We start from the raw sequence: 14,468 nt of genomic DNA on the forward strand, positions 1-14,468 counted from the left end.
ATCGTATGTAGTATATTAGGATTTTTGTTTACAATCTTTTCATTGGGGCGGGATGCTTAAAATCGTTACAGTAGAATGGAAAAAAGAATATTTTAGGTGTTCTTTTCTATTCCTTCCAGCATTTTCTTCGTTATTTAGCGCAGTCGCACTACTTAAATATGTTTTTTTGAACAAGACCTAAAAAACAAGCTGTTTTTATATCCTTCATAATGTGCATAACGAGTTTTATGATGTGAGTGGGACAATGCAAAGCGATTATAAAATGCTATGGTACTCCAAATAAAGAATTCTCTGATGCATTTATCGATGAAGACCTTGTTGGCGCATTTGCCTATCTATGGAGTGTACCAATCATCTCTGGCTGTATAGCTGCAGCTTTTATATGGCTACCATTTATAACACTGTTAATAACAGTAATATTAGTGGGAATTTGGTTACTCTTCCTCATAATTCCCTACTTATTCAAAAATTGTTTTTCCGCAAATTTATTCAATTTTTATCTTGTTTTATAATAATAATAAGATAATTACATTATAAGTAGTAAGTTTTTCTTGCATATAACACATAATTAGTTATTTTTTATCTGTAAATATTGTTGCACGATATCATATGGCTCTTAAATGAATTTACGTATACTTTTGTGCTAAGATACATCCTTTTGCTTTCCTTTCTCTTCCAACTATTTAAAAGTGTTGGTGAAATCTTCATATGAAAAGCCAACGTCCATTTTTATCGTTATTTTTTTATTCATCTTCACAATTTTCAAAAGATTCAAGACAATATTATTTTTAATAATAAAGATTAGGTATTGTTTCCCGCTTTTGTTTATCGCATTCTTAATGGGAACATCCCCCTCATGAAGAATAGAATGCCCCAAACAAAATATAATGATATTGCATATTACGCACTTTTTAAGAAATATTGCTCAAAATATACTCCTTTCATTTTACGACAGCGCACGTCAATGATACAATAGCAAGCCATTATAGATCATCAGCTTTAAGCTTTTGAAGATACAAGTGGAATCCATCATACATTTTGTTGGCTCCCACGTTTTGACAGCCTCACTCTTAGAATGTTCATTAAATGACATTTGGCTTCCTTTCTTCAAGTGCTTTGCCCCATACGCTCCCACTTATGACGTGCAAGGAAGTGTTTTTATACGAAAAGATATATGATGAGAGGATCTTATGGTATTCTGAGTTATTATTTTAATATGAAAAAAATCTCAATCAAAGCCATAAACTATCTACTTTTCCCTGATAATCCGTTTTTAACTTTATTCTGGTTTATAAAAGCTTCAATATCATAGTTTATCACTTCATAATATCTATTTTCACTCTTAAAAACACACCAAAATCGTTTAAAATATATTTTTATGATTGACAATATAGATATTTAAGCCAACCATATTCGTATTAACAAAAATACTTCAAGTGGGAGGAGGCATGCAAATATTAGAATAGATATTGTATCAGTTTTTCAAAATAACTTTTCTTGAGCTGTATTGGGTTTTCTTTGCTACAAAGCAATACTATCCCTATTCATCTGAATGCTCGTGATTGATAATTTGAATACATCTCCATTAACATCGTAACTCCATTAACATCGCAACCTATTTTTGAACTCCGTGTCTATAAGGAAAAAGTTTGTGCAGAAAAATACTCCATCAATCAGTTGTAGCCCCTTTCCCGCTTCACGCAAAATTTATCAACAGAGCCTTCTCTTTTCTGATGTGCGCGTACCATTGCGTGAAATTTCACTGGCTGATGGCAGTGGTGAAAAACCTTTAAACGTCTACGATACTTCTGGCCCCTACACAGATAAAGATATGATCATTGATATTACAAAAGGCCTGCCAGCAATTAGCTTGCCTTGGCTCTCTAAGCGGGATGATACTGAAACTTATCCTGCACGATTAGTTAAACCTGAAGATAATGGATTGACTTCTGATAAAAACCTTACTCCAGCCTTTAAGCAAAAACGTTCTATTTTACGAGCAAAAAATGGCAAAGCAATTACACAAATGGCTTACGCACGCGCAGGCATTATTACCGAAGAAATGGAATATGTGGCTATACGAGAAAATGAAGGATTAGTAGTAAAAGAACGGCAGAATGTACCATCAAATGAAACATTTGCTGGATCAATACCAGAAATTTATACTGCGGAATTTGTGCGCAATGAAATTGCTTGTGGACGCGCCATTATTCCACAAAACATTAATCATCCAGAGTGCGAACCCATGATTATTGGGCGTAATTTTCGTGTTAAAATTAATGCTAATATTGGCAATTCAGCAGTAACTTCATCTATGGAAGAAGAAGTTGATAAAATGGTTTGGGCCATTCGCTGGGGAGCAGATACAGTTATGGATCTTTCTACAGGTCGAAATATTCACAATATTCGTGAATGGATTATTCGAAATTCTCCTGTGCCCATCGGGACTGTTCCTCTGTATCAAGCACTCGAAAAAGTACAGGGTATTGCCGAAAACTTAACATGGGATATTTTCCGTGATACCCTTATTGAGCAAGCAGAGCAAGGTGTTGATTATTTTACCATTCACGCAGGATTAAGATTACCATTTATTCCTATGACCATTGATCGTGTAACAGGTATTGTTTCACGAGGCGGTTCTATTATGGCAAAATGGTGTCTCCATCATCACAAAGAAAGCTTTCTCTATGAACATTTTGATGAAATTTGTGATATTGCACGCACGTATGACATCTCTCTTTCATTGGGGGATGGATTACGCCCTGGCTCTATTGCCGATGCCAATGATGAAGCCCAATTTGCAGAGCTTAAAACCTTGGGAGAATTGACAAAAATTGCTTGGAAAAAGGATGTACAGGTTATGATTGAAGGACCAGGACATGTCCCAATGCACAAAATTAAAGAAAATATGGAGCAACAATTAGATCTTTGTCATGAGGCGCCTTTTTATACTTTGGGACCTCTTACAACGGATATTGCTCCTGGTTATGACCATATTACATCAGCAATTGGTGCCGCTATGATTGGATGGTTTGGAACTGCTATGTTGTGTTATGTAACACCTAAAGAACACCTAGGACTCCCCGATAGGAATGACGTAAAAACTGGTGTGATCACTTATAAAATTGCTGCTCATGCCGCTGACCTTGCTAAAGGTTTACCTAGAGCACAATTGCGCGATAATGCTCTTTCGCGTGCACGATTTGATTTTAGATGGCATGATCAATTTAACCTTTCTCTTGATCCAGAAACAGCCTGTGCCTTTCACGATGAGACAATGCCTAAAGAAGCCCATAAATTAGTGCATTTTTGTTCCATGTGTGGACCAAAATTCTGTTCTATGCGTATTTCCCATGATATTCGTGAGGCAGCTGCAATAAGAAAAACAAAAGGGGAAGGTATGATCGCCATGGCCGAAAAATATCAGAAAAATGGTGACCTTTATATGGAAATTGTTCCTCCTCAAAAAAAGAAAGTAAATAGTTGAAGAACATTCTTATCAAAGGTGCAGGTGTAGGCGGCTTAACAGTTGCCTTTATGTTACAGCAAAAAGGTGCTTCTGTTACTGTATCGGCCCCCCCTCATTCACCTATAGGAAGTGCTAGTTGGTATGCAGGAGGAATGCTTGCACCTTACTGTGAAAGGGAAAGTGCAGAACAAATTGTTGAAGATCTTGGTGTACAAGCTATACAATGGTGGCGTAAAACGCTCCCAAACCTTGTCATACAAAAAGGCACTTTAGTGGTTGCACCTACACGAGATAGAGGAGAGCTTGAACGATTTTCTGTGCGTACGCATAATCACAAAACCGTAGATAATACAGAAATAGCTCATCTTGAACCAGATCTTGCGGAACGTTTTAACTGTGCACTCTTTTATGAAAATGAAGCCCATATTGATCCTCGCAAAGCACTTATGACTTTAAAAGAAAAGCTTCTCAACAATGGAGCCTGTTTTGTTGATGTAGAAATAGCTGAAAAAAATTTTGATATTGTTATTGATGCGACAGGAATAGCACGTTTAGGAAAAGATAAAAATATACGGGGCGTACGCGGCGAAATGCTTCTCGTGCGCTGCACCGATATTAAAATTTCGCGTCCAATTCGTCTTCTTCACCCACGGTTTCCTCTCTACATTGTACCTCGACAAGATAATATTTTTATGATTGGTGCAACGATGATTGAAAGTGACTTTGATGGTGCAATCTCTGTAAGATCAATGATGGAACTGCTCAACGCGGCTTATACTTTACATCCTGCTTTTGCTGAAGCAGAAATTATTGAATCTGGCGTTGGTGTTCGTCCATGTTATCCTAATAACTTCCCTTCTGTGCATAAAGATGGTAACTTTATTTCTATTAATGGATTTTATAGACATGGTTTTCTGTTGTCTCCAGAAATGGCAAAACGAGCAATGGAATTGGCATTGGAATAAAACATGCAAATATTTGTTAATGGTGAAACAGTCCAAACAGAGGTTATGACTCTCGGTCTCTTGCTTGAAGAATTGGGGTATGAAGGAAATTGGCTTGCAACTGCTGTTAACGCTGAAGTTGTTCCCATAGATGCACGAAGCCAATTTGTCTTGCATGAAGGAGATAAAATTGAAATTTTAAGCCCAATGCAAGGAGGCTAAAATTATGCTGAATCTTTATGGACGACAATTCTCTTCCCGTCTTCTATTAGGTACAGCGCAATATCCTTCACCAGCAATCCTTCGTGATGCTATTCATAAATCGAATACGGAAATTGTAACTGTTTCCTTGCGCCGTGAAACTGCAGGTGGAAAACAAGGTGGACAATTTTGGAAATTTCTTCAAGAACTTGGGGTAACAGTGCTTCCTAATACTGCTGGTTGTTATACTGTTAAAGAGGCCGTAACCACAGCGCAATTAGCAAGAGATCTTTTTAAAACGGCTTGGATTAAACTCGAAATTATCGGTAATTCAGATACCTTACAGCCAAATATTTTTTCCTTAATCGAAGCTGCTCAAATTTTAAACAATGAAGGTTTCAAAATTTTTGCCTATACAACGGATGATCTCATTGTTGCTGAAAAACTTTTTGACATTGGTTGCCGTGTTATTATGCCTTGGTGTGCTCCTATTGGTTCTGCCAAAGGACCTCATAATACTGATGGATTGCGTTCTATCCGTGCTTACCTTCCTGATGCTACTCTTATTATTGATGCCGGCATTGGACGCCCATCACATGCCGCCATTGCGATGGAACTCGGTTATGATGCAGTACTGCTTAATACCGCAGTTGCTAAAGCAGGTGATCCTGTTTTGATGGCTGAAGCATTTTCTAAAGCTGTTCAAGCAGGACGTATGGGATATAAAGCTGGCATGATCGAAGCACGCAATGTAGCAGTCCCTTCAACACCAATCATTGGAAAAGCGGTATTTTCATGAAACTGGATCCATTTTACCTCATCGTTGATAACGCTGATTGGATTGAACGTTTGCTTCCTCTTGGTATCAAGCTCGTACAATTGCGTATGAAACATGAAAATCAACAACTAATCCGTCAACATATCAAGCGTGCAAAAAACATATGCAATAAATTGGGAGCACAATTAATTATTAATGATCATTGGGAAATAGCAATTGATGAAAAGTGTAATTTTATTCATCTGGGACAAGAAGACCTAAGCAATGCTGATCTTCATGCAATTCGTAAAAGTGGTATAAAAGTTGGTCTTAGTACACATGATGAACATGAATTGGATATCGCACTCTCTGCTAATCCTGAGTATATTGCACTTGGTCCTATTTATCCGACAATCTTAAAAAAAATGAAATGGATGCCGCAAGGACTAGAAAAAATCAAACAATGGAGAAAGCGGATTGGTGCTTTACCTTTGGTGGGTATTGGTGGTTTAACACCAGAACGCGCAGTGGGTGTTTTAAAAGCAGGAGCAAATAGTGCTGCTGTTGTGACTGATATTATCCTCCATAAAAAACCAGAAGAGCGTGTACAGCAGTGGATAAAAGTGACACAAACATGGCGTTGATACCTTCTATTCTTATTGTTGCGGGCACTGATCCAACAGGAGGTGCTGGTATTGTTCGTGATATAGAAACCTCTGCACATTTTCAAATAAAAGCAAATTTAGCAATTACTTGTGTTAACGTACAAGATGATAATCGCGTTGTCGAAATCATTGCAATGCGTGGAGACCTCGTCGCTGCGCAAATGCGTGCTGCCCTAGAAGCAAATCCAATAAGCGCAATAAAAATCGGTATGACGGGGACAAAAGCAATTATAGCAGCAATCTGTAACGTACTCAAAGACTATCCCCATGTTCCAGTTATTTGGGACCCTGTACTTGTCGCTTCATCAGGAGGAAAACTAATAACGGAAACAATCATCGACACGATGATCAATAAACTGCTTCCTCATGTTGATCTTTTAACACCGAATAGAGAAGAACTCGCTCTTCTTAGCCAAAGTCCATTGGCATCTCATGATAAGCAAGCAATACAACAAGCAAAAAAACTTTTGTCATTGGGAGCTCGCTCTATTTTAGTAAAAGGGGGACATGCGGAGGGTCCTCTTGCAATTGATAGCTTCATTGACAAAACTGAAGTCATAAATATCTCTACTCCACGTTTAAAAGGAACAATGCGAGGAACAGGTTGCATTCTCTCAAGCGCTATTGCAGCGCATTTAGCATTAAATGAACCTCTCATTTCAGCTGTAAAAAAAGCAAAAGAATATATCCACACATTGCTTTTAACCCATTGTAAAAATAGTTTATAATGTCTTAGTATTTTTCTCATATAAAAGTAATATTTATATATTCATTAATATATTTATTTTTTAATAAAAATTATTTAAAAAATATAATAATAAAAATTTATACTTTATTTTATAAATAAAATACTACAAAATTCACTTTCATTAAGTATTAAATATAGAATATAATGATAAAAAATATTATCACACCACTTGCATTCAGTAAAAAATTCTTTTAGTATGAGTGAGTTTAGTCTGTTTAAAAAGTTGAAATAACGCAATTTAAACAAATTATACATTTAAAGATGCATATAATCGCGAACATTCGCATTTTACGATTTGCCTTTTTTGTGAAAAGAGAGAATCCTATCAGCGTTCTTATACATTAATGGCTAGCGAATACATTTAATAAAACTTGAAGGATAATTTTGTTTGATCTATAATCGCTAGATCATTAGAAAAAATAAAATGTTAAATCAAACACCATGCTCAATTTCCTATGAAGAACTCTTAAACTTTTATAAAGAAAGTGGTGCGGATGCCGTTCTGACAGATTTTCCTATTGATCGTTTTAAGCAGTCTGCTTGTTCAGAGAGAAAATTAATATCTGTCGTGAACATTTCTCATAATCAACAAGCATCTCCCAAAACATCTCCAACCGTAAAATTAGATCATCATCAGCTGCATAACTCTAGGACTATACAAAATGAATCCACAGCTATAGAGAGTGCAAAAAATGCAAAGACACTTGATGAATTAAAATCTGCTCTCCTTGCATTTAATGGCTGTTCATTAAAATTGACAGCAAAAAATACCTGTTTTTCAGATGGAACAGCAGGAAGCCCCCTGATGCTTATAGGCGAAGCACCAGGACGAGACGAGGATATACAAGGAATTCCTTTTGTGGGAAAAGCCGGGATGTTGCTTAATAAAATCCTCGCATCAATTGGCTTAACAAGAAATAATGTTTACATTGCCAACACTATTCCTTGGCGTCCGCCAGGAAATCGTACACCAACACCAAGAGAAGTTGCCTTGTGCCGCCCTTTTATTGAACGGCACATTTATTTAGCGCGTCCTCGTGTTCTTATAGCACTAGGAGGCGTTGCTGCACAGTTTCTTACTGGATCTCAAAATGGGATTATCCGAACAAGAGGGAAATGGCATATCTATGAAAGCGAGGATAATATAAAAATACCTGTTATGCCAACTTTCCACCCAGCTTACCTTCTTAGAACCCCTAGTCAAAAGAAGCTTACATGGATAGACTTCTTAGAAGTAAAAAATCGCCTCGACAGCCTTTTGTAATTCTTTAATCCTATATTGCTTCTAAAATTAACACACCCTTCTTTAACTCTTAAAATACAAATGGGAAAAAACTATGAAACAGCCAATAACATCTATTTATCGTTTGGAAGACTACCAACCAACCCCTTACGTTATCCCTAAAACACAACTTTCTTTCCAATTAGCACCGACAAAAACCTATGTTACAGCCATATTGTCTATTGAATCCCGTCACGATACAAAAGAATTAACACCTCTTGTTCTTTCTGGTGATGATCTTACTTTAATTTCCGTTTCTATTAATGATGAGATATTAGCCCCAAACACTTATAAAGTGACGCCTTCACGTTTAGAAATTACAACGCCACCAACGGTTCCTTTTACATTGAAATTGGTTACGGAACTGAATCCTGAAAGCAACCGCCAACTTATGGGGCTTTATCTTTCAAATGGTGTTTATTGCTCACAATGCGAATCGGAAGGTTTTCGTCGTATTACTTATTTTTACGACCGCCCAGATGTTCTTTCTACCTATAGAGTGAAAATTGAAGCAGATACCCAAACAATCCCAATCTTGCTTTCAAATGGTAATCTGGTGGAAACAGGAACTTTAGAAAATAATCGCCATTTTGCCATTTGGGAAGATCCTTATCCCAAACCATCTTATCTCTTTGCTTTAGTAGGTGGAGATCTTGATAAGTTAGAAGACCATTTTACAACTGTATCTGGACGACGTATCGAGCTTGGTATCTATGTAGAAAAAGGAAAAACCGAACGCGCAACCTATGCAATGGATGCTCTTAAACGTTCCATGCGTTGGGATGAACAATGTTTTGGGCGCGAATATGATCTTGATGTTTTCAATATTGTTGCTGTTTCCGACTTTAATATGGGAGCAATGGAAAACAAAGGCCTTAACGTTTTTAATGATAAATATGTTCTTGTCGATCCTGAAACAGCAACCGATCAGGATTATAGAAATGTTGAACGTGTCATTGCACATGAATATTTCCATAATTGGAGCGGTAATCGTGTTACCTGTCGCGATTGGTTTCAACTCTGTTTAAAAGAAGGATTCACTGTTTATCGTGATCAGGAATTTTCATCAGATCAAAATGTACGCAGCCTACAGCGAATTGAAAATGTAAAAGCATTAAAAGCAACGCAATTTGCAGAAGATGCAGGACCTCTTGCGCATCCTGTGCGTCCTCGTCAATATAGCCAAATTAATAATTTTTACACAACAACTGTTTATGAAAAAGGTGCTGAAGTTGTTCGCATGATACGGACTATTTTAGGTCCTACTCTTTTTCGTAAAGGCACTGATCTTTATTTTCAACGTCATGATGGACAAGCTTGTACAATTGAAGATTTTATTACCTGTTTTGCTGAAGTGTCTGGTCAAGACTTCTCCCAATTCATGCTATGGTATGAACAGGCAGGAACACCCAATGTAGAAATCGATAGTCATTATAGCGATGGTGTTTTAACAATTCATGCAAAGCAACATATTCCCGCAACCCCACAACAAAATACAAAAAAGCCTATGCTTATCCCTATCGTATTTAGCTTGTTAGGACCTAACGGAGAAAACCTCACCTATGAAGCAGATACAAATATTCAATCAGATGTTATGCTTTTATCCAAGGAAAGCCAAACCTTTACATTAAAGGGACTGCGTGAAAAACCCGTTTTATCACTGCTGCGAGACTTTTCAGCACCAATCATTCTACACACTCCATTCAATGAAAGAGAACTTATTTTTCTTGCACAACATGATGACAATCACATCAATCGCTGGCAATCTCTTAATCATTTAATGACGCAAGCTTTGATTCAAAGCATTCAAGATAAAACACAAGAAAAAGCAACACTCCCTTCTGCTTTGCTAAAGCTGATTGAAACGATCATAACAGATGAAACCTTAGAGCCTGAATTTCGTGCCTTCTGTTTAAATTTACCTAGTGAAGTTGAGCTTGCTCATACAATCGGTAAAAATATTGACCCAGATCGTATTCATTATGTCCGCAATCAGTTTTTAGTTTCACTTGCACAAACTCACCAAGAGCTCTTAACAAAACTCTATGGACAAATGCAAACCCAAGAGCCCTATTCACCAAACACTGCACAAGCTGGAAAGCGAGCATTAAAGAATATCATACTGGATTACCTTTCCATTGCTGAAGCCAATCCAAATCGAGCTGCTATACAGTATGCAACAGCTGATAATATGACTGACCGTATGGCGAGTATCGCTGTTCTCGTGAAGCGTTTTAATGAAAATGAGCAGGCACAAAATGCCTTAAATGATTTTGAAAACAGCTATCAGAATGACCCTTTGGTCATGGATAAATGGTTTTCTATTCAAGCAATGGTTGCTGGCACATCAACACTCGAGAATGTTCAAAAGCTCATGCAACATCCGCTGTTTTCACAAGATAATCCTAATCGTGTACGTTCTCTAATCGGTGTTTTTGCCTCTAACAATCTCACGGGCTTTAACAGGATGGATGGAGCATCTTATCATTTTCTTTGCCAAGTTATTTTGGAAATTGACAAAAAAAATCCACAGCTTGCTTCACGATTATTAACAATGATGCGCTCTTGGCGACAATTAGAACCTATTCGACAACAAAAACTTGAAACTGAATTAAAAATGATTGCTGCTGCGCCAAAATTATCAAGCGATGTTGCTGATATCATCAACCGTCTGCTTACTTGAAACAAAAAATTATTTTAAATCAATATGCTATAATATTTTTTAAAATAAATTCTATAAACTATTCGATCATCATTAAATCTATAAACAGGCAATCTAAGCCTGTTTATAGATCACGTTTAAAGTACTTTTTTCTTTTCATATTCCAAAATCATAAAAGTAAAATTATTTTTTTTTAAAAAAAGACTGGACAGAAGACTCCTGTTTTGATTCATTGCACTCGATGGGGTTACTATGAATATCGAAGCAGTTTTTAAATCACATTATTCCAGAATTAAAGGAACGCGAGATGGCTAAATTGGACGCATATAATGCGCCAAGGGAGGTGTATGCTGATTCAAAATCAAGCGCTCAAAGTCGCAAGGAGCGGACAGAGCGTACCAATCTGTTTTCTGGTTCTGCCTATAAAAAACTTCTTTTTATTGAACCTTGGCTGCGACGTTCACTCCCATTTGTAATTCTTGCATTTCTTGTTATACTAGCAGCAATCCGTTTCCTATCAATCTATGATTGGCGCAACACAATTGATAAAAACACGCATTCTACCATCGCTCTCTTAGCTTCTCATATTACCAATACAATCGACCGTGACTTACTTGCCGCCACTCGACAAGGAAAAGCTGCTGCTCTTTCTCATAATCATTTACAAAATATCCTGACTAATTTTCGTAACAAAGGTTTTATAAAAACCAGCGCTGTTATTGCTATTGTCGATCAAAAAGGCAATGTCCTAGCTTCATCAAGTTCCGAGATTGTCTTAGGAAAACCCTTACAGAATTTTACCTCTGAAAGCATTACTTTACAAGCTCTAGGAAAACATGCTGGAATCATGAAAATTACAATAGGAAAAGATATTCCTGCTCTCGCTTCCTTTCAGCAAACAGAAAATGGACAATATGGGGTATTCATCAGTGAAAAAATGCAACATATTTACATGGAATGGCGGAAAGCTCTCTCGTTAAATATAACCATGTTCATTGGAACTAGTGGCGTTATCCTTGCTCTTCTTTATGCTTATTACAACCAAATTGTACGAGCACGCAAAACAGATCTTGTTTCAGAAAAAATTCAAAACCGTATTGATATGGCAATGATGCGTGGACGCTGTGGACTATGGGATTGGAATATGGCAAGTGGACGCGTCTACTGGTCACGAGCAATGTACGAAATGCTCGGCTATGTCCCTCAAGATGCATTGCTCTCAATTTCCCAAATTAGCGCCATTATCAATCCAAATGATGCGAATTTTTTTGACCTTGCTCAGGAATTAATGAGCGGTAAAAAAAAGCATATCGATATTAACGTTCCTATGCGTCATGCTGATGGTCATTATGTATGGATGCGCATTCGTGCCGAAGTTACTGAAGAAGAAGAACCCCATTTGGTTGGTATTTCCTTCGATATTAGTGAACAGCAACAATTGGCTGAACAAACAGCGCAAGCCGACCTTCGTATCCGTGATGCGATTGAAAACATTTCAGAATCTTTCGTCTTGTGGGATGCTGAAGGACGTTTAGTCATGTCCAACAGCAAATTTTGCGAATATGCCGCTATTCCTAAACAAATTCTCCAATCAGGTATCCAACGTGCAACCGTCGAAGCCATGGCACGCCCTGCACTCAGTGAATATCCCCTTAAAGATGATGGTACTGGTAACTTAACCAGTATTCGCCAAACGGCAGATGGTTGTTGGCTCAAAATTAACGAACGACGAACCCAAGATGGAGGATTGGTTTGTATTGGTACTGACATTTCTGAGCTTAAACAACAACAGGAAAAATTTGAAGACAGTGAAAGGCGTCTTTTCTCTTTCATTCAAGAACTCAAGCGCGCGCGAGGGAGTGCTCAACAACGCGCAACAGAAGTTGAAAAACTTAATAAAAGTCTGAAAGCAGAAAAAGAACGCGCCGAAAGTGCTAATAAGGCTAAATCAGAATTTTTAGCCAATATGTCTCATGAATTGCGCACGCCTCTGAATGCTATTCTTGGTTTTTCAGATATCATGTTGCAATCGACTTTTGGTCCTCTTGGTTCACAACGCTATAAGGAATATATGCATGATATTTACAATTCAGGAACCCATCTTCTAACCCTTATCAATGACATCCTTGATATGTCAAAAATCGAAGCAGGAAGATTTACGCTTGATTGTAAAAATACCGATCTTGAGCCCATCATTAGTGAAGCAGTACGAACACTAACACCTCAAGCTCAAGAAAAAAATATTGTTGTTACAACAAACATTACCCCAGAACTTCATGCTGAAGTTGATGGTCGTGCAATGAAACAGATTTTCCTTAATCTCATCTCTAATGCCGTTAAATTTACGCCTTCTGGCGGAAATATTGATGTCTGCGCTTTCAAGAAAAAAAATAACCTTATTTTTAAAATTACAGATACAGGCGTTGGTATTCCCCAATCAGCAATTAAAAAACTTGGGCAACCTTTTGAACAAGTCGAAAATCAGCTCACTAAATCTCATACGGGCTCAGGTCTTGGATTAGCCATTTCACGCTCCTTGCTAGAACTCCACAAAGGAAAACTTGAAATTACTTCAAAAGAAATGAAAGGAACAACTGTAACGATTATAATGCCCATCACACAAAGTTAAATTTTTCCATTTTGTTCCCGTTGTAGTAAAATCTGTTTCCGTTTTTCCCCCCAACGATACCCTGAAATAAAACCATTTTTACGCACAACACGATGACACGGAATGATAATAGCCAATTCGTTACGTGCACAGGCATGAGCAACGGCACGAAAAGCTTTCGGCATACCAATACGGCATGCTAAGATCTCATATGAAATTGTTTCACCACATGGTATATCACATAATACTGCCCATACTTGTCGTTGAAAAACTGTACCATTTATATCTAAGGGAAAATTATATTTTTTTACCAGCTTAGGTGTTTCTATCATGGCTATAATATGGGCAACTTCTCTCTTAAATGTATTGTCACCTACAACTTGTTGTACATCACCAAAGCGTATCGTAAACTCCTGTAATAATTGCTCTATAGTGTCTCCTAACGCTATATGACAAATCCCTTTTTGAGACCTAGCCACCAAAAGCTTTCCTATTGATACATCTTTCAGACAGAATACTCTCGTTTGGGAAATATTCAGCATTTTAGCCTTCTTTATATTTTAAAAAGTTTTGAACATCATCCATAAAGTAAAGGGAGAGTATTCACTATCTTTTAAAAACAAACAAAATCATTCTGAAATTATCTCCTTAGCCATTGTATTAAATACACTCTCACCTTTTTATGAAATGGAAAGATACATAGATTGACTTTCTTCCTACCCTAAGACGGAAACTTCGACCAGAGCTGATCTATCAACAATCTTGCTTTTTATATAACAGATTCCAACTGAACCCATTTGATATGGTTTATTTCATAAGCTCTCTACAGACAAATCCTGCTCTGAATTCTATCATACACTCTAACAAAAACACCTTAATGTGGTAAATTTTCATACCTTATATCACAACTCTAAACGGCAGTATTTTACGGAACAACACGATAAGCTTCCCATTTTATTTTACGAAATCCCATCGAACCATAAATAATAGCTTATGTTTTACAAGCAACAGAAAAAGCGCGTGCTCTCTTAAGCAAAAAACGTCATAAAACACAAAGAAAGTATGCCGGCAATGGATTGGAAAGATGTTCCGGCTTTTTATGCTCCACAGTATGCTTGAATATTCTAATTTG

General features: G+C 37.2%; 10 protein-coding genes. 9 read left to right on the top strand and 1 reads right to left on the bottom strand.

The genetic code is table 11. The features are described from left to right. Positions 1-1,651 precede the first annotated feature (1,651 nt). From thiC to ACFIMI_RS01795, 9 genes are all read left to right on the top strand, one after another. Entirely contained in the window at positions 1,652-3,487 is a 1,836-nt protein-coding gene (gene thiC / locus ACFIMI_RS01755) for a phosphomethylpyrimidine synthase ThiC (RefSeq protein ID WP_375688906.1), read from the top strand. Continuing rightward, positions 3,484-4,434 carry an FAD-dependent oxidoreductase gene (locus ACFIMI_RS01760; RefSeq protein ID WP_375671830.1) on the top strand — a complete coding sequence of 317 codons (951 nt, stop codon included), beginning with the start codon at positions 3,484-3,486 and terminating at the stop codon, positions 4,432-4,434. Before thiC ends, ACFIMI_RS01760 begins: the two co-directional genes overlap by 4 nt. Before the next feature lie 3 nt (positions 4,435-4,437). Next, complete coding sequence (gene thiS / locus ACFIMI_RS01765) at positions 4,438-4,635, top strand: sulfur carrier protein ThiS (protein WP_273791115.1); 198 nt, start codon at positions 4,438-4,440, stop codon at positions 4,633-4,635. A 4-nt stretch (positions 4,636-4,639) separates the two neighbouring features. After that, the gene (locus tag ACFIMI_RS01770; RefSeq protein ID WP_375631683.1) at positions 4,640-5,413 is read left to right on the top strand and encodes a thiazole synthase; all 774 of its coding nucleotides are present in this window, start codon (positions 4,640-4,642) and stop codon (positions 5,411-5,413) included. Then, on the top strand, positions 5,410-6,015 hold the full coding sequence (locus ACFIMI_RS01775; RefSeq protein WP_375674706.1) for a thiamine phosphate synthase: 606 nt from the start codon (positions 5,410-5,412) through the stop codon (positions 6,013-6,015). The genes ACFIMI_RS01770 and ACFIMI_RS01775 overlap by 4 nt, the downstream gene beginning before the upstream one ends. Then, on the top strand, positions 6,006-6,764 hold the full coding sequence (locus tag ACFIMI_RS01780; RefSeq protein ID WP_375674727.1) for a hydroxymethylpyrimidine/phosphomethylpyrimidine kinase: 759 nt from the start codon (positions 6,006-6,008) through the stop codon (positions 6,762-6,764). Before ACFIMI_RS01775 ends, ACFIMI_RS01780 begins: the two co-directional genes overlap by 10 nt. A 444-nt stretch (positions 6,765-7,208) precedes the next feature. Next, positions 7,209-8,048: a uracil-DNA glycosylase family protein gene (locus ACFIMI_RS01785; protein ID WP_375674708.1), complete on the top strand. Its 840-nt coding sequence runs from the start codon at positions 7,209-7,211 to the stop codon at positions 8,046-8,048. 73 nt (positions 8,049-8,121) lie between these two features. Beyond that, the gene (gene pepN / locus ACFIMI_RS01790; protein ID WP_375692196.1) at positions 8,122-10,749 is read left to right on the top strand and encodes an aminopeptidase N; all 2,628 of its coding nucleotides are present in this window, start codon (positions 8,122-8,124) and stop codon (positions 10,747-10,749) included. Between the two features lie 286 nt (positions 10,750-11,035). Beyond that, entirely contained in the window at positions 11,036-13,357 is a 2,322-nt protein-coding gene (locus ACFIMI_RS01795) for an ATP-binding protein (protein ID WP_375620708.1), read from the top strand. On the opposite strand, the gene ACFIMI_RS01800 is transcribed toward ACFIMI_RS01795, so the two are convergent. Further along, positions 13,354-13,878 (bottom strand): methylated-DNA--[protein]-cysteine S-methyltransferase, encoded by a 525-nt coding sequence (locus ACFIMI_RS01800; protein ID WP_375611196.1) that lies wholly within the window; start codon positions 13,876-13,878, stop codon positions 13,354-13,356. The two genes, ACFIMI_RS01795 and ACFIMI_RS01800, sit on opposite strands and share 4 nt — an antisense overlap. Between the last annotated feature and the right edge of the window lie 590 nt (positions 13,879-14,468).

Source organism: Bartonella sp. AP4SXKL (assembly GCF_042195845.1).
In the GTDB taxonomy this organism is placed as follows: domain Bacteria; phylum Pseudomonadota; class Alphaproteobacteria; order Rhizobiales; family Rhizobiaceae; genus Bartonella.